Origin of the sequence: Chryseobacterium gambrini (assembly GCF_900156825.1) — a bacterium.
Taxonomy (GTDB): domain Bacteria; phylum Bacteroidota; class Bacteroidia; order Flavobacteriales; family Weeksellaceae; genus Chryseobacterium; species Chryseobacterium gambrini.
This window is the reverse complement of the sequence record NZ_FTOV01000001.1, coordinates 269,265-288,737: the sequence shown is the minus strand read 5'-3', so window position 1 is coordinate 288,737 and position 19,473 is coordinate 269,265. Positions and strand designations below refer to the sequence as shown.

Below are 19,473 nucleotides of genomic sequence, written 5' to 3'. Positions count from 1 at the left end.
AAACTTTTATTATTTAGCTGGAGATCCTTCGACAAGCTCAGGATGACAGGATTCTAATACTAACTGCTTTTATATTCCTTCAAATAAATATGCTGAAGATTTCGCTAAGTCATCCTAAGATCGTCTGAGAATTCATCCATTTTTATTGAGAATATCCTAAACAATCACTAAAAATCCGAATCTTCATTCGTTACTTTTACCAGATATTCAATTCCGTCGATGGCTTTGGAAATAATCTGGTTTCTTAAAACATTCGCCATATTTTCCCAATAAGCTCTTCCGTAGAAAGAATAATTCTGCGGAATAATTTCTACCTCAACCGTTCGGATGAATCCTTCTTTCGGTTTATTGCTGATCATGGTTCCTCGTGTCACTTTCACCTCTTTCAGTTCGTCTTTTAAAACCATTCGGCAATAGTTTTTCACGTCTTCCAGAGAAATGATCTTATCTCTTGTGGTTAAAGCATATTTATAAGCCTGAATACTGTCGGTTCCCTTCTGCTCTTCCGCTCCGCCGATCGTTTCCGTTAAAAGAACCAGCGTCTGTGATTTCAACTGATTGGAAAGTTCCGTACCGGGACGCATATGATTGGCTAATGTAGAATGCGTGATCCAGAATGAAGCATAGGTGTGATCTGTTTTATCAACCGGTTCCATAATCACATAGTTCAGCTCCTGTTTAATGCTCCGCTTGGCATTGTTTACTTTCTGAACCATGGATTTCATTTTGTCTGACATTTCGCTAAGAACACCTTTCACGTTATCCCGGTTCAGTAAAGAGAAAGCTGCAATTTCGTCTCTCGTCAGTTCAAGAACATTGGCAATCATATCAACTGCATTTCTGTTTGTAAAACGCTCCATTCCGCCCTTTCTTACGGTGTATAAACCTTTTCGGAGATCATCATTCGGGGTGAAAGGAATTTCGGTGTATTTTCTTCCGTCACCATCCTGAACTTCATCTACATACAGAAAATGTTCACCTTCATCCGTTACGAGAGGAATATTGTTTCCCATAATGTCTAAGCTGTATTCCGTTTTTTTCCAGCCGCGGTTATAGATCGGGAAAGCATTTAAAACAAAAGAAAAATTATCCAGAATTTCAGCAGAAAATTGTGGCGGAAACTCGAAAGTAAGCCACAGATACCGTTTTCCGTCGATGTATTTTGCAATTTCTTCTTTATAATCTACATAGCTGAGATTTTCAGGAAGCTGTCCCGGTTCTGAAAATAATGAGGTTGAAAGTCCGGAAATCTCAATGAATTTATGATGATACACACTTTTAATGTCTTCAATAATTTTATTCTGAATAGACTGTTCGCGGAACATCTGCTCATATCCTTCTGCCTGATTGTTTTTGTAATAAGTTAAACCTTCTTTTACAAATAACGGATTTCCGTTGGAAGCAACCGTAATGTAGGGCAATAGTTTATAGGTAAAATCAAGATGTTCAAAAGCAGGATTTGAGCAGTAAATGCTTACATTTTTAGGAAAAGTTTCGTTTGAATATTTTGATACGTCAATTCCTATGGTGACTTTACGGTAATCTTCCGGTCTTCCCTGAAATCTTGCAATGGGAATTTTATTCAGCCGGTCATCGATTCCGTAGCAGGTATTTCCTACAAACATGATGGCGGTCTGTATTTTGTTGATTCTTATATTTCCGATTGGCGTAAAAGGAATATTGATCTGCTTGTCCGATTCTGATTTTATGGTGGAAGTCATCTGTTTTTTAAAGAAAAACTCGGTATGCTCAAATAAAATTTCAGACGGTTCATAAGGTTGCGTAAACGCAATCGCATGAGACGGAATCGGATGTGTATAAATGGAAGGCGTTAATAATTTTGCCAGTTTTTCTAAAATTCTGGCGTTAACGGTCTGTATTTCGTTGTTCGCTTTGAATACTTCCGTGCTGAATGCGTCAATTAATAATTTAACGAACGGATCAAGAGACTGCGGACTTTTCAATCCCCATACTTTCGTGGCATTCTGAAGCATCCTCGCTTTTACGGATTCTTTGGAATAAATATTCTGTTCTAAATTCATAGGATTTGGTGGTGGTTATAGAATTTAATCAATCGACATCGGGCTCAGGAAAAGCTCTGTAGAAAAGCTGAAACGTTCTCCGGAATGCTCCATTTTGGCATTGATGGCGATTTTTACCTTTTTTTTGATTTCGGTATGTTCTTTTGTGTCGTAGCTGTGTTCTACGATCTGGATGTGTGCATCGATTTGCGGCTGAACGATTCTGGGTTCATATTCCTGAATCTGTCTTTTGAGGCTTTTGATGAAAACGGCTTCCCAGACTGCGCTTGTAATGCCGTTATCGAATTCAAGGTTCCAGACGTCGTTTCCGTAATTTTCGTCGTATCTGTTTTCGCCTTTTTTGGTGGTGATAAGCAGCATAATATTGTGCGCGATGCTTTCTCCCATATCGCAGGTTTCTATGCTTCCTCCTTCCGTCATTAAGGTCGACGGAACAAAAGGCATTCTGTAATTTGGTGTGTCCATGATTTCTCCTTCTTAATTTTTTACTTCATTGAACTCAATTCTTTGAAATATACTACCAAATTAATCATTTTTAAGGAAAAAAAGGAGATAATAGTATTGATTATTGTTTAAATTTTTCTTTTTTAAATAGGCATTGGCTTGAAATTACATGAATTAATAAAAGATCAAATAGATTTTTGATTTTAAACCACCCCGTCAAAAATTTCGTTGAAATTTTTGCCACTCCTCCGAAGGAGGGGAATTTTTAGAGCCTTAGAATTTAAGGATCAGTTGTCTACAATATTCATGTACGACTTCCTGAGAACTGAGGAGATTTAAAACAGGGTTGTTTGTAATCAACGGAGAAGTTCTGTGATTTCCTGCAAACTGCGGGAGACTTCCGGAGAACTCCGGAGATTTAAAACAGGGGTGTTTGTAATCAACGGAGAAGTTCTGTGGTTTCCTGCAAACTGCGGGAGACTTCCGGAGAACTCCGGAGGTTTAAAACAGGGCTGTTTGTAAATAACGGAGAAGTTCTGTGAGTTTAAACATTTTTAAAGGTTTCGGAATTTCTAAACCACCTCGTCAAAAATTTCATGAAATTTTTGCCACCCCTCCAAAGGAGGGGAATCTTTCGGGACTTCTGATTTAATCTTTTCTGTTTTTGATTGATATAATAGACAAAAATTGAAATTACACAGAAAAATCCTAGCCCAGATTGCAATGAAAATCCTTTTTGAAAAAAAGATTGTAATGGAAAGCTGGAAAAAGCTCCAAAAAAAAATGAAAGCTGCCCGACTTTGAGAACAGCTTTATAAAATTATTTCATTTTGGCAAGACGGATATATTAGAAAGGAGGAGTTCTTTGGATTTGAATACTTTTTGAATTATTCGAACTTTAAAACCACCCCGCCAAAAATTTCGTTGAAATTTTTGACACCCCTCCAAAGGAGGGGAATTTTTTGACTTTAGGATTAACAAAAAATAAAAGCTGCCCAGATTGACGAACAGCTTTTTAATTTATTTTTCAGGTTTTTTATTCATATTAATGAGATAATACACGGGAAGTCCGAGTAAAACCATGAGAAAACCGGGCCATGTATACTGCTGTTTGTAGATGAGCAATAAGATACAGAAACCTGTCCCGATCAATAAATAAATAATCGGAGTCACCGGATACAGCCATGTTTTGTAAGGTCTTTCCAGATCCGGCTGTTTTATTCTCAGGTAAATAACGCCGAAAACGGTAATCATGTAAAATAAAACAATAACGAAAGAGATCATATCCAGCAAATTGCCGTACTGTCCGCTCAGACATAAAATGGAAGCCCAGATTCCCTGCATCCAGAGTGCATTTGCGGGCACATTGTTTTTGTTGTTCTGCTCTGCCTGTCTGAAAAACATTCCGTCTTTTGCCATCGTCTGAAACACTCTTGCTCCGGCTAAGATCAGTCCGTTATTGCATCCGAAAGTTGAGATCATCACCAAAACCGCAATAATTGCCGTTCCTGCATTTCCGAAAATAAATTTTGAAGCAGCCACCGCTACCCTGTCGTTTTCCGCAAAAGCAATGGAATCTCTGTCTAAAGCATTCAGATAAACGTAATTGACAGCGATGTACAAAATCATAACGGCAGATGTTCCGTAGATCATGGATTTCACCACATTTTTCTTTGGATTTTCAATTTCTCCTGATACAAACGTTACACTTTCCCACGCTACCGAACTGAAAACGGAGCCTACCATTGCGGCAGCAATTCCGCCCAGTAAAGTCATTCCGCCAATGGGTTCCCAGCCTTCTTTCAGAAAATTTCCTGAAATGTCTTTTTTAAGGTTGCTGAAAGCATCATATCCAAAGCTGAAATTATCCGCTAAATGCGAAATATCCACCAGAATAAATCCTGTAGCAATAAGTCCCAGTAATGCTATGATTTTGGAGCCTGTAAAGATATTCTGTAATAATTTTCCGCTTTCAACGCCTCTTGTGTTGAGCTGAGTTAATAAAATGATAGTAGCAATTGCTAAAATCTGGATCCATGTAATTTTAAATTCGCCACTCTGGAAAATCGGAGCTGCATCATTTAAAGCGGGAACGAGATAAGCCGTAAATTTCCCGAAAGCCATGGCAACGGCAGCAATTGTTCCGGTCTGAATCACTGTAAACAATCCCCAACCGTACAAAAAGCCCATTTTTCTCCCGAAAATTTCTTTAAGATAGGTGTATTGTCCTCCTGCTTTTGGAAACATCGCCGAAAGTTCTCCGTAACTGATGGCTGCTGCGACAGTCATGACTCCCGTAATAATCCAAACCACGATTACCCAGAATCCTGAGCCAAGGTTCCGCATCATATCTGCGGCAACAATAAAAATTCCGCTTCCGATCATGGATCCCATTACCAGCATAATGGCATCCCAAAGTTTTAGTTTTTTCTGCATAATTGATTGTAGATTTCAAATATAAATAATTATAGGATTATTTTCTGTTTTATTTAATATTCGCCGGATTTTTCTATAAATTGATATTTAACGCAATGACCGCAAGATTTTTATTAAAAACAACATTAATTATTTTTGGTTCGCAATGGCGTTTCACTCAGCGAATGATAGCAGAATTTTATATTGAAAATAATATTGAAGTGCCTTGATTTTATAAACTATCGGCACGCAAAAAATTGGAAAACTCTTTTATGCATTTTTATCATTCGCTGAGTGAAACGCCATTGCGAACCAAAAATAATTAATGTTGTTTTTAATAAAAACCTTGTGGTCATTGCGTTAAATTATTACAATGAAAATTTGTTTTAACGCAAGGTTCACAAAGAAAGTGAGGATAAACTTTGAAAAAATTCCGTTCGCAAGGGCGTTTCACTCAGCAAATGATAAAAATATATAATTGATTATTTAATTTTTTTATGTGATAATGTATTGAAATTAAGGTGTCTAAAAATTGTTTTCAAAATATAATTTTGCTATCATTTGCTGAGTGAAACGCCCTTGCGAACGGAATTTCTTCAAAATTGATCCAAATCTTTGTGAACCCCGTGTTAAAAATACAAAACAAAGCTAGTCTTAAGAAAATGCATTTAAATTCCGAAAGATTGAACCTGTTTTTTATCAAATTTTTAATGTTTGCCGTTCAGAATTTTATTATTACTTTTGAAAAAAATAATTCAAATGAAATTCAAAGCGATATTATTTGCTGTAGCCGTGAGTGCTTCGTCTCTAGCTTTTGCACAGGAAACAAAAAAATTCGGACCTCCTGCAGGAAATGCTCTTGTAGGTGATGTTTACGGTGGTGGAGTTGCTTCAAATGTGGAATCTAAAGCAATCTCTGTAGATAAGCTGAGCAAAAAGCTTAAAAAAGATAAAAAAGTAGAAAACGTTGCCGTAAAAGGAAAAGTAACAGACGTTTGCGATAAAAAAGGATGTTGGTTAACGATCCAGACAGAAGATAACTCTCAGTTTTTTGTAAAAATGAAGGATTATGCATTCTTTGTTCCTACTGCTTTAAAAGGTAAAACTGTTGTTCTGGACGGAACTGCAGAAAGAAAAATAACTTCTGTAGACGAGCAGAAACATTATGCGGAAGATGCTAAAAAGCCTCAGTCTGAAATCGATGCGATTAAAACTCCGAAAGAAGAAATCAGATTTGTAGCCAACGGAATTAAAGTGGTAAACTAATTTTCTGTTTTAATGAAATAAAGGATCTGTAATTGTACAGACTTCCTTTCTGAATGAACAGTATATTTATATAAAATAAAAGCGGAATCAATGTTCCGCTTTTTTTATTTTCAGTCTTCTATTGTAAAATTCACTTCTGCATCAAGTTTCGGATATTTTGTTTCTGAGACAAATTTCTTTCCGGTACAGTCGATTTCGAGCCAGCCTTTTTTCTTTTTCACATCTCCCACTTCCATGACAAAAGGAATGAATGAGATTTCATCTTTTCCTTCTTCTTTGATCTCACGGTACTGAACCGCTACGTCTAAAATACATTCATGATCTGTATTCAGTTTTACATTTCTGTAAATAATATCATAGTGTGTTTCTCTGTTCTCCGGAATTTCGAGATAGGTTTCCCAACCTGTTGTTTCGGAATTTAATTCTGAAATGGCTTTTAACGCATAATACAAAGCAACCGTGTAATATTTTCGGGTTCCCTTTCTGGTGTAGTCGTCTACAAAATGTCCGCCTTCAAATAAAATCGTAGGCATTCCTGCTTTTATAAAATTATCGCCTGTGGAAGTCGGATAAAATTCATCAGAATATCTTCCGATCTGATTCGGGATTAATTCTTTCAGATGCTGATAAACTTCTGCAATTACCGCCATGCATTTTTTCCGGTTTTCGGTTACGGTTCTTTCTACATTTTCTGAGGGAGCCAAAAAAGACAACGTTGCCGGATGAATTCCGTCTGTTGTAAAAATTGTTCTCTGCTCATGAAGATTCAGAGCATAATCATATTTTTTTGAAGCCACCGTATTTTTTAAGAATTTGATCTCTTTACTGGCTTCGTTATGGAAGTCCCTGTTCAGATCGATATCGGCTGCATTTAATCTTGTCCATTTTTCGGATCCGTCGGGATTTAGCATAAAAATAAAATCAAGCTGAATTTTAGTGAATAATTTTTCTTTCAACTCCGGAGCTTTATCTAAAGACACGAGCAAATCGAGCATCGCGTGTGTTGCGTTCGATTCGTTTCCGTGCATCTGCGACCAAGCGAGTACATGAATATTACCTGTTCCGACTGTTAACTTATAAATAGGTTTTTCTAAATAAGACGTTCCGATCTGTTTTATATGATCACTGAGATTGTTCTGTAGGTAAGAAAATAATTTTTCAGGGGAAATATAGCGGTTTGGGAAATTTGGATTTTGTAAATAGATCTGTTCGAAGTTCATATAAATAGTTTACAATAGTCAAATTTAAGGCTTTTTTATGGAAAAATTAAATTTTACATTTGTGAAATAATTAAACAATTGGTTGTGACAAAATGTCTGTTGATAAAATTGTGGATTGATAATAATTTAATTCTCATATTTTAAATATCTCAATTTCAGTAAATTATGAAGTTTAATTAAATGAGTATTTGAATATTACTTTAAGTAGTAAAAGTCTTTGTTTTAAAGAAATATGAGGAAATTTGTTAAACAAAACAATTGTTGAAAACTTTGAATAAAACACTGTATACAAATGTAAATCATCGAAAAATACAGTCTTCTACTAAATTATTTCTATTTTTAATTTCAGAAATTTAATCTGGTAAATCTTAAAAAATATCAATAACCATATTTTACATCAAAATAATACAATACCCAGTCCAAAAGCGTTTAAAAGCTGTATTTTACAAAAGTAAAACGTTCATTTTACCCTATTATAAAGCGTTTATCTGTTATTTTAAGTACATTATCTGTATTTGATGATACACTGCATTAAACCGCAACAAAATTATGTTTATTACATCAATAATGACATTTATATGAACATAACTTATCAATAAGTTATCGACGATTCCAGTCAAATTTTATTGATTTTAATAATTTAATTGTGGATAAACTTTTGTAAAATTTAGAATTAGTCTTTTATTAATTTTATAGAACACTTATTTTTAGATAGTTACATGGTTTACAAATGTATTTTATCATAGTTTACATTTGTTTATTGTATTGATTTGCATTTGTAAATTTATTTATTTACATTTGTAACACGTTTTAAGAATGGTTTTATGAGTCTAAACGAGAGAATTTCAAAAGTTATCGAATATTCTAATCTTTCTTCTTCGGAGTTTGCAGATGAGATTGAAGTACAGCGATCTTCTATTTCCCACATTACTTCCGGAAGAAATAAGCCGTCGCTTGAGTTTATCATTAAAATAAAATCGCGCTTTCCTGAAATTCTTTGGGACTGGCTGATTACCGGAGAAGGTGAAATGCTGAAATCTGAGCTTCCCGACTCGAACATTCCTGAACTGGAAGAAGAAAGCTATGAAGAAGAGAAACCAAGAACAACTTCTCTCCCCGATCTTTTTACGATGGTAAATAATGATGAAAGTTTTGGCAGTGAAGAAACAGAAATAGAACCGCCAAAAATGGATCGTCAGGAATCGTTTATATCGGATCAAAGTAAAGCTCACGAGAAAATATCGGATTCTCAGCTATTAGAAAAAAGTAATGATGAAATTATTGCTCAAGCTATTGAAAATCAGCAAAATAAGATTAAAAGAATTGTCATCTTCTACGAAAGCGGAAAATTTGAAAGTTTTGAGCCCTAAAATTATGACTGATTAAATTTATCAAGAAAAATTTGCCCTATTTCCATCTGACTTATAAAAAGCTGAGTTTAATTTGAGCCATGAAAAAGCCTCACAAAATATTGTAAGGCTTAGAAATTTATCTTTAAAATTTATCTGCTTGCTTTTCTTCTTTCGAGTTCCTTTTTGATAAGACCCAGTTCACGACCGGTTTGTCCCGCAACAGAAGTATTTTCCTGCGCTCTTCTGGTAAGATATGGGACAACGTCTTTTACAGGTCCGTAAGGAAGGTATTTTGCCGCATTATAGCCTTTATCTGACAGATAGAACGTAATATTGTCGCTCATCCCGTAAAGCTGCCCGAAATAGATATGAGGATTTCCGTTTTCCAGTCCTTTAGCTTTCATTTTATCCATGACAAGCTCTGAAGAAATTTCATTGTGGGTTCCGAAAAATGCCGAAACTTTATCTAAATGATTCATAACGAAATCAATTCCTGCATTGTAATTTTTGTCGGAAGCATCTTTTGTCGGCTGAATAGGATCTGCATAGCCTTTTTCTGCGGCTCTTGCTCTTTCTTTTTCCATATAGGCTCCACGAACGATTTTATACCCGATAAAATAGCCTTTTTCTCTCGCGAGCTGAAGATGCGCTTCCATATACTCTAATCTTCCGGTTCTGTACATCTGAATGGTATTCCATACAATCGGTTTTTCCTGATTGTATTTCTCCATCATCTCTTCGCAAAGATGGTCTGCTGCATCCTGCATCCAGGTTTCTTCGGCATCCACCATTACTTTTTTGTCGTGTTCGTGGCAAAGTTTACAGACTTCGTCAAACCTTTTTACCACTCTATCCCATTCTTCTTTCTGGCTTGTTGTGAGTTCAGCATTTTTTCCGACAGCCTCGTATAGATCAATTCTTCCGAAAGCTGTAGGTTTAAAAACGATAAACGGAATTGCCGGATTTCCTACAGAAAATCTTACGATATCTTTGATCTCTTTGCAAACCGCATCAAAAGTTTCTTCGTCTTCCTTACCTTCAATAGAATAATCGAAAATACTTCCGACTCCTCTTCTGAACAGCTGTTTCACTACCTTCATACTTTCTTCACGGGTTTCACCACCGCAAAACTGCTCAAACAAAGTGTTTTTTACAATTCCGGTAACGAAAGGAAAACTATTATGAACGGTGAAATTAAGAACAGAAGTTCCAATTTTTGTAAGAGAAGGCTGCTCAATCATTTTGAACATCCAATACGCTTTTCTTAACTGTGCATCGGATTTATCCGCAAATGCGACTTTAGTATCGTTAAAAATGGGCATTACTTTTTATTAATTTAAGGTTCTGCAAAGGTAATAAAAGGATCAGGTTTTATAAAGAAAATTTTTTATAATTTACCTTCCAGCCCGTTGAGAAGCATTGCGATTATCCCAATAAAAACCCAAATTCTGAGAATATTAAGCGTGACGAAATTGCTTTTTCTTGTATGATTTAAAATAAGGTAAACACAAAGGATGAAAATAAATAATCCGGCAGTAAAATAATACGCCATGAATCCTGCAATTCCTGTTTTCATGATCAGCTTCATGGATACTGCCATGGTAATGATGAGCAGAGAAACGATAATTGTTTTGGTATTCCTGCTTTTAAAATAATTGGGAATTGTTGTGTATCCAAACGCTTTATCAACGCTTTTTGTTAAAGTATCTTTTACAATATCAATGCATAAAAGAATCAGAAAAAGAAAAACCGCCATGAGTAAAACTTTCTTCGAAAAGGTTTCATAATACACCATCATTCCGAAAAAGGGATACAACGTAAGGCTTACAAAAGTGAGATTGTTTAATATTAAAATCCGGCTGAGTTTATGGCTGTAAAACCACATAAAGAACTGATAAACTACAAAAAACGCAAAAACATTATGCGAAATCATCCATGCAACTCCCAAAGAAATTACGCTTAAAACGAGGTAAGCATAGAGAAAATATTTCTGCTTAATGAAGCTCTGAATCCTCGTTCTGAAAGGCTTTACAACATGATCTTTTTCGAAATCGTAAAACTGGTTGATAATTCCTCCGGCAAGAATCGTAAGAACCGTACAGAAAATAATCCCGTGAACTTTAAAATCGAATACGAATTTTCTGAAATTTTCATCCTGATTAAAGAGGAAAAATGTGGAAACATAGAGGGCAAAAATCAGCAGAACGGCAACAAAAAAGCGAGCTCCCAAAAGAAAGCCCACAAATTGTGAAAATCTGTAAAAAAAAGATTTTTGAATATAATTTCTCTGTTGGAAAGTTTCTTTTTCAGAATTCATTCACAACAATTTTTAGAATCTGTAAATCACTTCTTTATGGAAGCCATCAAGCATTTTTTCTGCTTTTTCGTAATCTTTGGTGAAACCTAAAATATAACCGCCGCCGCCGCTTCCGCAGAGTTTTAAATAATATGCATTGGAATCCAGTCCTTTTTTCCAGACATTAAATAAACTTTCGGGAATCATCGGACGGAAATGTTCATACGCCCAATGAGAAAGCTTTTTCAGATTTCTGAAAAACGGGTTCATATCTTTTTTAAGGAATGCATCGATACAAGCATTGTTGTAACGGATAAATTCTTCTTTCAGGGTTTTTCTGAAACCTTCGGTCTTCATCTTTTCAAAAAAAATCTGAACCATCGGTCCTGTTTCGCCAGTCATTCCTGAATCGATTAAAAATATTGCCCCTTTTCCGGCTTCGCTTTCCGGAATGGCAACTTTATCTACACTTTCTTTGCTTTCGATAAGAATCGGAAGATTCATATAGCAGATCAGAGGATCAATTCCTGAGCTTTTTCCGTGGAAATAGCTTTCCATTAAGCCAAAAACTGTTCGAAGACTTTTCAGTTCATCTTTTGAAATATTTTCAGGCTCATGCTTGGAAACAGAATATCTTTCGAAAATTGCGGCAACCAAAGCACCGGAACTTCCTACTCCATATCCCTGAGGAATATTGCTGTCGAAGAATAATCCTTCAGAAATTTCTTCTTTAAACTTTGAAACATTAAGCTCAAAAGTTTCAGGAAGTGCTAAATTCTGCAGATAATCTGCGTATTTTTTAAGATGATCATTGGATTTTTTTTCAAATTCGGAATCCAGTGAAGAGAACTTGAGGGTACCTTTATAGAAACTATAAGGTAATGTCAAACCTTGGGAATCTTCTATGATTCCGTATTCTCCGAACAAAAGAATTTTTGCGTAAAATAATGGGTTTGTCATTTATTTAAATAAATTTTTTTGCAAATTTAATACTATTCTAGTGAATATAAGCAAATCCCGCGCCGAATTCTAACAAATTTTAACAGCAAAATATTCTTAAATTTTAATTAAATCTAAAATCAGGATTCCTATTACTATAAATATACAAAAAAAGCCTGAAAAAATCAGGCTTTTTTACATTATGTTTAAAACTGTCTGTCTGCAGTTTATTATTAAAGAATGAAGGAGCTTAAAATTACTGCTTAATCAGCTTTTTGGTAATTTTCTGTTTTTCTGTTTCTACCGTCACTACGTAATTTCCTGTCTGCATGGAAGAAATAGTAACGTCATGTTTATTACCTTTTAATGAAGATTCAGATTTTATTAATCTTCCTGCTTCATCATAAATCTTGAATGATTTTAAAGCATCTTTTGAAGAAATTGTAATGATGTTTCTTGCCGGATTAGGATAAATATTGACAGTATTGTCTTTCGTATTAACATCTTCCACCGCCAAAACCGCACAGGAGAAGTTTGCTTTCCAGCCAATGTCATTCACTGCAGGATCAGACACGAATCTTACCGTAATTGCACCGGAAGGATGGGTAGAAGTAAATGTTCCGGGTAAAGCAGTTCCCGTTAAACCATTTCCATTCGCAAACAAAGGAGAACTTGTAGAAGGACCGTTATAAATATACATAAAATCATAATCCTGCTCAAGACCGAATTCTGTAAAATTCATCGTTAAAGCTCCTGAACTTGGGTAAAAAGTTTTCACAATAGTCTGGCTGTCTCCGTAGTTGGAAGTTGTTCCTCCTGTGTCTGTAAACTGCGCTCCGTCGCACCAGTCTCCATCTGTTAAAAACATCTGCGTTCTCTGGTAACCCGCAGAACAATCTGTTCCTACTGATAAAAGATAATAGGTTGCGGGCTGAAGATTTGCCATGCTTAAAGATTGTGTGGAAGTCGTTCCGCTGGAAACAACCGTTCCGTCATATTTCGTCAGTCTGTATTTCCAGGAAGCAGATGTGGCATCGGTAAATGCTGCGTTTGCTGAAATCTGTGTAATGTTGGAAACAGAAAGTGAAGTCACCGTTGTAGAACATGCTGTTGTACAATTCATTCCTAAACAAGGTTTGGATTCCACTGTATTTCTGATCAAAGCAGCCGGTTGAGGACCGAAACCGTTTGCAAAATTAATTCCTACTCCTGAAACTAAGTGACAGTAACTCATGATGGTTCCTTTCACTGTAGAAGAAGGAATGGGTCCTGTGGCGCAGGTTCCTTCAGGATAACCAGCCTGCGTTCCGCAACCATCGATTGCTGTTGAATTTCCGTTCCACGCACATGCATGAGTGTGAGGCGAACCTAAACTGTGCCCCATTTCGTGAGTCATCGCTTCGATGGTCCAGGAATAGACAGGAACATTATTGTAAGTCTGTGAAGCTCCGGAATACGCGTGTCTGCTTGTTGTACAAAGAGAATTGATGTAAGCTACACTTGTTGTAGAAGGCTGATTGACCAAATGAGCCAGATCTCCGTTAAAAGTCTGTCGGTTGGTTCTGAAACTTGCCAGATTTGCATTTGGTGTTCCGGTGTAAGGATCTGCCGTTGTCCACACATAAATTTCGTTTAAAGCGATTTTGATATCATCATTGCTGTAAAGCGTTGAGATATTGTTATGAATTGCGGTTAGCCAATTCGCTGTAGTTGTTGTATTAGATCCGTTGTTTGTGTAAGGTGTGTAGCAAACTTCGTAATAAATTCTTACACAGTTTTGCGTCATGACCTTTCCTGTTGTTTTCTTTGCATCCGGATCGAAAGATATTTTTTGGTTGTGATTATCCGTTAATTCATCCACGCCGCAGACAAAAGGATTTAATCCTGTAAGTTTTGAATCTGAATAGCTTACAAAGTCTGTAGAATTTTTAACTTTTCCGAGAATTACATTTCCCAGTTCGGGGGTGGAAGCTACTCCTACCACATCATCTTCAAAAAAACTGAACGCGACCACGGATTGATTGTCTCCTTTTACAATTCCCTGATAATACGCTCCGGGTGTATAATCTACGATTTCGCCCTTGTTGGTAGTCACTTTAAAATCGTTTGTAAATATCTGATTTTTATACAATTCCAAAGTAATTACCTTCTCATTGAAAGGAAAAGAAATTTCAAGATATTCAGGTTTTTCGTGTACTAACTTTTTGAGCTGTTTAGAATCGATATTCAGCACAGAAATATCGGTTGCCGCTCTTTTGTATTCGGCAAGTTTTTCTGAATTTTTGTTGATGGTGAATAAATCGAACTTTTCAAAGTCCTTCTTTTGGGTGTGGTATTGCGAGACTTTTTGGGCTACAGGTCTCATGTTTTGGGAGAAGCCAAAAACCGCAGACTGCAAAATACAGAGAGTTAGAAATTTCTTAATCATTTTAACGACTTATTAGATTTGCAAATAAACAAAAAAAATCAAAACACAGTGAATAAATAATAATATTTTCACATTTTTTAATTGTTAAAAGTAATGAAAAATTTAATTATACCATAAAATATATAATTTCTCATGATGATAAAATAAAAAAGACGCTTTATCAGCGCCTTAAGTTTTTTAAAAATATAATTTCAATTATTTTTTCTGGGTATTGAGCTTCAAAAATCGTATTAAAATTAATCCTACAAAGAAAAACAATGCCATTGAAAATGCTGCAAACCTCATTCCTGAAGCAGAAGGCAGCGTAACATCAATTTTAGCAAAAATGGCTCTTAAAGAATCGTATTTGTCGATAAATAAAGCAAAAACAAATGTTCCCACAATGATGGCAATTTTTTCCAGAACATCATAAAAACTGAAAAACGTTGTGTTTTCCATTGAGTTTTCCGGTAAAAGTTTGGAATAGGTAGATCTGGACATTGCCTGAAGTCCTCCCATTACCAAACCAACCACAGCAGCTACGCCATAAAACTGATACTCTACTGTAGGATTTTCTTTGTTAAGGAAATATGCCCAGATGCAGGCAACGATCCAAAGAATAATAGCAATGGTGATGACATTTTTGTTTCCGATTTTTCTGGATAATCTTGAGAATATTACGGCTCCGATGATGGCTTCAATCTGAATGACCAAGAGTGTTCCGATCAGTTTATCCTGAGGAAGATTGATCTCACTTTTCCCAAACAGGGTTGCCATCAGGAAAATGGTCTGCATTCCTACGCTGTAAAAAAAGAAGCTGGAAAGGAAAAATTTCAGGTTTCTATCTTTGAAAAGACCTTTTCCTACTTTAAATAATTCATGAAAGCTTTCTTTAGCGATATCTTTATAGAAGCTTAAATTGTCTTTTAAAACTTCGAAGAATCCACCCTGTTCTTTATGTCTTTTGAAGATGTTTTTATAGTTTAAAAGGACTAAGTCTTTCGGAAGCTTTTCTTTCACATCACCGAACTGAGGCAAATGTTTGAAGGTATACTGAGAAAAACCGAACCACCAAGCTCCTGTTAATAAAAAGCTGATTCTTGTGAAAAGCAACTGTTGTGCAGCGCCTTTTGCAAAAACCTGAATTAAAAGCAAACAGATGATCACCAAAACTACCGAGCCGATATATCCGTAAACATATCCTTTTGCGGAAAGTGCATCCTGTTTCTCTCTTGTCGCAATATCCGGTAAAAAGGAGTTGTAAAACACCAGACTTCCCCAAAATCCGACACTTGCGGTAATGCTGAAGAGTAATCCCAAGAATACGTTGTGCATTCCGGTAAACATTGCCAATCCCATACAGGATGTAGCGCCTAAATAGCAGAAAAACTGCAGGAAGGATTTTTTGTTCCCGATTGTATCTGCCAAAGAGGATAGAAACGGAGATAACAAAACTACTATAAAGAAGGAAATCGTTAAGGAATATCCGTACACGGCATCGGGTTGATATTCTTTTCCGAAGATCTTAATCATGTGTCTTACAGGGACATCAATCCAGGATTTTGTTGCCGCCACATATTCTTTTTTTTCGTACGCTGTGGTAAGAATAGAATAGTAAATAGGGAAAATAGTAGAGGTAATTACCAAAGAATAAACGGAGTTTGCCCAGTCATAAACCGCCCAGGCTTTCATGATCTTTGGATTATTCTTTATATTTTGAGTTTGCAGATTCTCAATTTCAGACATTTCAAATAAATATTAATAAACACAAAAATAGCAAAACCGCTGAATATTCGGAGGTTTTTATTTTGTTTGGAGGAAATTTTATTATTCCGTTAAAGTTGGAGTGTATAAAATGGTTTTTCCTCATGCGCAATTTATCCGAAATGGTTCCTGTTGTGTCTGAATATTTTTCGGACCAAAAAACGTTCTACATCAATTAGGCATTGTATTTTTTTGATTGAGTTTGATTTTTAAAAGTTTTTTAACTTTCAAATGAATTTTACCGTTAATTTCTGTAGATGTCTGTAGTTGTAGCCCCGATTGCAGCTTTGTCTGAGCTCATTTTGGGATTCGGCGGCGGCTTTTGCCGCCGCCGAATCCCAAAATAGCGAGTGCGGAAAGCGGGAAAAAGCTCCAAAAAAAAATCCGAAAGTAAAACTTCCGGATTCTGAATGTATCAATATCAATGATTATTGAATATTTTCGATAACGATTGCAGAAGCACCGCCACCTCCGTTACAGATTGCAGCGGCACCGTATTTACCGTTATTCTGCTTCAAAACGTTAATGAGAGTAACAATGATTCTTGATCCTGAACTTCCAAGAGGGTGACCAATTGCCACAGCTCCACCGTTCACGTTTACTTTAGAAGCATCCAATCCTAAGATTTTGTTGTTTGCCAAACCTACAACAGAGAAAGCTTCATTGAATTCGAAGAAATCGATGTCTGTAAGCTCTAAACCTGCTTTTTTAAGCGCAATGGGTAAAGCTTTTGAAGGTGCTGTTGTAAAATCTTCAGGAGCCTGTGCTGCATCTGCGTAAGAAACGATTTTTGCCAAAGGCTTAAGTCCCAGTTCCTCCATTTTTTCTTTAGAAACAAGGATTAAAGCAGAAGCTCCGTCGTTTAGTGTAGAAGCGTTTGCTGCCGTTACCGTTCCTTCTTCTTTTTTGAAAACTGTAGGAAGTGTAGGAATTCTGTCGAAATTTACGGCTTTATATTCTTCATCTTCTGCAAAAACGATTGGATCTCCTTTTCTCTGAGGAATTTCCACAGGAACAACCTCATCAGCGAATTTACCTTCAGACCAAGCTTTTGCCGCTCTTTTGTAAGATTCTATGGCGAAATTATCCTGTTCTTCTCTTGAAATGCTGTAATCTGTTGCACATTTTTCAGCACAAACTCCCATATGAACTTTGTTGTAAACGTCTGTAAGTCCGTCCAGAACCATTCCGTCCTGCATTTTTACATCGCCCAACTTTGCCGCATTTCTTGCGTTATAGTAATGAGGAACTGAAGACATGTTTTCCATACCTCCTGCAACAATTACTTCTGCATCTCCTGCTTTAATTGCCTGTGCCGCCATAGAAACCGCTTTCATTCCGGATGCACAAACTTTATTTACCGTAGTAGAAGGCGTTTCGTTAGAAAGTCCCGCTCCTAAAGCAACCTGACGCGCCGGAGCCTGTCCTTCTCCCGCCTGTAGAACGTTCCCCATGTAGATTTCCTGAACCTGTTTAGGATCCAAACCGATTTTGTCTAATGCTCCTTTTACAGCAACTGCTCCCAGTTTAGTTGCAGGAACTGCTGATAAACTTCCCAAAAAACTTCCCATCGGAGTTCTTACTGCGGAAACGATGAATACTTCTTTCATTTTTTATAATTCTATTTTTTACGTTTAGTTGAAGCCGAACCGGATGATTCGTCTGTTTATTTTTTGTTTTCTTTCGCTTTTATCAGCACAAAATCGTAGGTATCGTTCTCGAATTTCGACTGAATTTTCAGATAATCATCCTGCGTAGCAAGAACTTTATTGCTTAAGACATCTCCTATTTTTATAGGATGTTCTTTTTCGCTTTTTTCAACAACGACTAATTTATAATCGCAGTCTCCTACAAAAACCATGGATAATTTTATAAAATCTTTACCGTCGTTATAATATTCGGTCTGTATATTATCTTTTATGGTCATGTACCAAAGATTGGGCGGATAATTCATTCTGAAAAATTTACCTTCTTTGATGTTGGCACATTTTGGAGGGTTATCAACAGGTTTCTTTTTTGCTGTTTCTTTCGTCTGTGCATTCGCGTAAGATGCACCAAGAAAAAATACTCCGATCGAAAATATTTTTAAAAAATTCATACGTGAATTATGCTTTTACTTTATTATTTTTAACCAAAAAGATTAATATAGCCCAAAGTGGCTAATAAAGAGTAGTTTACAAGAACCGAAAGTGCTATCGGTAACGATTTAGTAATGGTGCTTACTGCACTCGCTTTCATCTGATTACCTTGTAAATCATTATTGCAAATTTAATAAAAAAAGGGTTAAGTCGTAGTGTACTTGACCCTTTTTCTGCTTTTCCAATATACATCAAAAAGCGTAATTGGAAATAAATCTTTCCCAATATGGGGACACAATGTGATAATGGTTTACATATTATTTCCAAGTTTTGGTATATCAATTAAAATGTGGTTCCGAAACAAGTAGTGATAACTTTTAACAGACTAAGCTATGGAAATCGTGTTGAACAAAATATTATCGGAAATTCAGCGTCAGGAAGATATGCTATCTTCTCAAATGATGCAAACTGCGGATGAGGCTTACCAAATGACCTTATTCTTAAAGGAAATGCTGTTTACTATAAAGATGAAAGTCTTGCAGACCGGATTTAAGGACGAACGGCAGGAAATCAATTTTTTCAAGAATATCAAACCGCAGATTTTAGGAAAACTTATTTATTACAATAAGGTATTCCGCATTGAAACTACCTGCCCCGTAAGTGCAGGGAGAATACACCAAAGTTATTTTGAAAACCAACTGAAAATTCTGAAATCCGAATACAAGGAAAGCATATCCAATGAGGATTTTTACAGGTACTATCGTGCAGGCAGAACAGACCGTGACCACAGTTATTTCAGGCTCGGAAAAGTCAATTACCACGATGGTTTAAAGAGTGCCGTATTTGAAATTGACCTTAGCTTTTCAAGCTACTACGATAACAAAGTTGCCCACATTATAGCCAATGAATTACTCTATACTTTTTTGCTTACCAAAATCAATCCTGAAAAAAATCCCGATACCATTTTAATGAACGGGGATGCAAGCAAAGACATTTCGTGGACTAATTCACAAAATGCACTGATAGAATTGATTTACGCCCTGTATGCTTCCAATTCTATTGCATACGGTAAAATAGGCATCAGAAAATTAGCTCTGATTTTTCAAATCTTATTCCGAACGCCCTTGAACGATATACACCATTCTTTCCACCGAATGAAAACAAGGGCAGGCTCCCGGACGGCGTTTTTAGACCAACTCAAAATTTCCCTCGAAGAGTATATGGATAAAGACCTTTAGCCGTAACAGCAA

14 protein-coding genes are annotated in these 19,473 nt (G+C 36.1%); 3 read left to right on the top strand and 11 right to left on the bottom strand.

Going from position 1 to position 19,473, the window contains the following annotated elements:
• Nucleotides 1-167: 167 nt before the first annotated feature.
• The 3 genes from BW951_RS01345 to BW951_RS01335 form a co-directional block, all read right to left on the bottom strand.
• Nucleotides 168-2,042 (bottom strand): type VI secretion system baseplate subunit TssF, encoded by a 1,875-nt coding sequence (locus BW951_RS01345; protein ID WP_076390132.1) that lies wholly within the window; start codon nt 2,040-2,042, stop codon nt 168-170.
• A gap of 24 nt (nt 2,043-2,066) precedes the next feature.
• The gene (locus tag BW951_RS01340) at nt 2,067-2,507 is read right to left on the bottom strand and encodes a GPW/gp25 family protein (RefSeq protein ID WP_076390131.1); all 441 of its coding nucleotides are present in this window, start codon (nt 2,505-2,507) and stop codon (nt 2,067-2,069) included.
• A gap of 999 nt (nt 2,508-3,506) precedes the next feature.
• A complete protein-coding gene (locus BW951_RS01335) occupies nt 3,507-4,922 on the bottom strand; it encodes an APC family permease (protein ID WP_076390130.1) in 1,416 nt (471 codons plus the stop codon).
• Between the two features lie 738 nt (nt 4,923-5,660).
• On the opposite strand from BW951_RS01335, the gene BW951_RS01330 reads away from it, so the two are divergent.
• The gene (locus BW951_RS01330; protein WP_076390129.1) at nt 5,661-6,167 is read left to right on the top strand and encodes a DUF4920 domain-containing protein; all 507 of its coding nucleotides are present in this window, start codon (nt 5,661-5,663) and stop codon (nt 6,165-6,167) included.
• A gap of 110 nt (nt 6,168-6,277) precedes the next feature.
• Here BW951_RS01330 and BW951_RS01325 read toward each other — a convergent pair whose 3' ends face one another.
• Nucleotides 6,278-7,387, bottom strand: coding sequence for a M14 family zinc carboxypeptidase (locus BW951_RS01325; protein ID WP_076390128.1), 1,110 nt, complete (start codon nt 7,385-7,387; stop codon nt 6,278-6,280).
• Nucleotides 7,388-8,211: 824 nt separating this feature from the next.
• Here BW951_RS01325 and BW951_RS01320 point away from each other — a divergent pair.
• The gene (locus tag BW951_RS01320) at nt 8,212-8,757 is read left to right on the top strand and encodes a helix-turn-helix transcriptional regulator (RefSeq protein ID WP_076390127.1); all 546 of its coding nucleotides are present in this window, start codon (nt 8,212-8,214) and stop codon (nt 8,755-8,757) included.
• A gap of 131 nt (nt 8,758-8,888) precedes the next feature.
• On the opposite strand, the gene BW951_RS01315 is transcribed toward BW951_RS01320, so the two are convergent.
• The 7 genes from BW951_RS01315 to BW951_RS01280 form a co-directional block, all read right to left on the bottom strand.
• A complete protein-coding gene (locus tag BW951_RS01315; RefSeq protein ID WP_076390126.1) occupies nt 8,889-10,061 on the bottom strand; it encodes a proline dehydrogenase family protein in 1,173 nt (390 codons plus the stop codon).
• Between the two features lie 65 nt (nt 10,062-10,126).
• Nucleotides 10,127-11,056, bottom strand: a complete 930-nt coding sequence (locus BW951_RS01310) for a UbiA family prenyltransferase (RefSeq protein ID WP_076390125.1) — start codon at nt 11,054-11,056, stop codon at nt 10,127-10,129.
• Between the two features lie 12 nt (nt 11,057-11,068).
• The gene (locus BW951_RS01305; protein ID WP_076390124.1) at nt 11,069-11,995 is read right to left on the bottom strand and encodes a mevalonate kinase family protein; all 927 of its coding nucleotides are present in this window, start codon (nt 11,993-11,995) and stop codon (nt 11,069-11,071) included.
• Nucleotides 11,996-12,230: 235 nt separating this feature from the next.
• The gene (locus BW951_RS01300) at nt 12,231-14,402 is read right to left on the bottom strand and encodes a T9SS type A sorting domain-containing protein (RefSeq protein WP_076390123.1); all 2,172 of its coding nucleotides are present in this window, start codon (nt 14,400-14,402) and stop codon (nt 12,231-12,233) included.
• A gap of 195 nt (nt 14,403-14,597) precedes the next feature.
• A complete protein-coding gene (locus tag BW951_RS01295) occupies nt 14,598-16,127 on the bottom strand; it encodes an MFS transporter (RefSeq protein ID WP_076390122.1) in 1,530 nt (509 codons plus the stop codon).
• A 446-nt stretch (nt 16,128-16,573) separates the two neighbouring features.
• Nucleotides 16,574-17,755, bottom strand: a complete 1,182-nt coding sequence (locus BW951_RS01285) for an acetyl-CoA C-acyltransferase (protein ID WP_076390120.1) — start codon at nt 17,753-17,755, stop codon at nt 16,574-16,576.
• Between the two features lie 56 nt (nt 17,756-17,811).
• Entirely contained in the window at nt 17,812-18,243 is a 432-nt protein-coding gene (locus tag BW951_RS01280) for a hypothetical protein (protein ID WP_076390119.1), read from the bottom strand.
• A gap of 372 nt (nt 18,244-18,615) precedes the next feature.
• On the opposite strand from BW951_RS01280, the gene BW951_RS01275 reads away from it, so the two are divergent.
• A complete protein-coding gene (locus BW951_RS01275; RefSeq protein WP_076390118.1) occupies nt 18,616-19,461 on the top strand; it encodes an RteC domain-containing protein in 846 nt (281 codons plus the stop codon).
• Nucleotides 19,462-19,473 lie beyond the last annotated feature (12 nt).

What these genes read in the sequence shown, in the direction of transcription:
- BW951_RS01280 (WP_076390119.1), bottom strand. Translation starts at nt 18,243, where the DNA reads ATGAATTTTTTAAAAATATTTTCGATCGGAGTATTTTTTCTTGGTGCA.
- BW951_RS01285 (WP_076390120.1), bottom strand. Translation starts at nt 17,755, where the DNA reads ATGAAAGAAGTATTCATCGTTTCCGCAGTAAGAACTCCGATGGGAAGT.
- BW951_RS01295 (WP_076390122.1), bottom strand. Translation starts at nt 16,127, where the DNA reads ATGTCTGAAATTGAGAATCTGCAAACTCAAAATATAAAGAATAATCCA.
- BW951_RS01300 (WP_076390123.1), bottom strand. Translation starts at nt 14,402, where the DNA reads ATGATTAAGAAATTTCTAACTCTCTGTATTTTGCAGTCTGCGGTTTTT.
- BW951_RS01315 (WP_076390126.1), bottom strand. Translation starts at nt 10,061, where the DNA reads ATGCCCATTTTTAACGATACTAAAGTCGCATTTGCGGATAAATCCGAT.
- BW951_RS01320 (WP_076390127.1), top strand. Translation starts at nt 8,212, where the DNA reads ATGAGTCTAAACGAGAGAATTTCAAAAGTTATCGAATATTCTAATCTT.
- BW951_RS01345 (WP_076390132.1), bottom strand. Translation starts at nt 2,042, where the DNA reads ATGAATTTAGAACAGAATATTTATTCCAAAGAATCCGTAAAAGCGAGG.
- BW951_RS01340 (WP_076390131.1), bottom strand. Translation starts at nt 2,507, where the DNA reads ATGGACACACCAAATTACAGAATGCCTTTTGTTCCGTCGACCTTAATG.
- BW951_RS01335 (WP_076390130.1), bottom strand. Translation starts at nt 4,922, where the DNA reads ATGCAGAAAAAACTAAAACTTTGGGATGCCATTATGCTGGTAATGGGA.
- BW951_RS01310 (WP_076390125.1), bottom strand. Translation starts at nt 11,056, where the DNA reads ATGAATTCTGAAAAAGAAACTTTCCAACAGAGAAATTATATTCAAAAA.
- BW951_RS01330 (WP_076390129.1), top strand. Translation starts at nt 5,661, where the DNA reads ATGAAATTCAAAGCGATATTATTTGCTGTAGCCGTGAGTGCTTCGTCT.
- BW951_RS01275 (WP_076390118.1), top strand. Translation starts at nt 18,616, where the DNA reads ATGGAAATCGTGTTGAACAAAATATTATCGGAAATTCAGCGTCAGGAA.
- BW951_RS01305 (WP_076390124.1), bottom strand. Translation starts at nt 11,995, where the DNA reads ATGACAAACCCATTATTTTACGCAAAAATTCTTTTGTTCGGAGAATAC.
- BW951_RS01325 (WP_076390128.1), bottom strand. Translation starts at nt 7,387, where the DNA reads ATGAACTTCGAACAGATCTATTTACAAAATCCAAATTTCCCAAACCGC.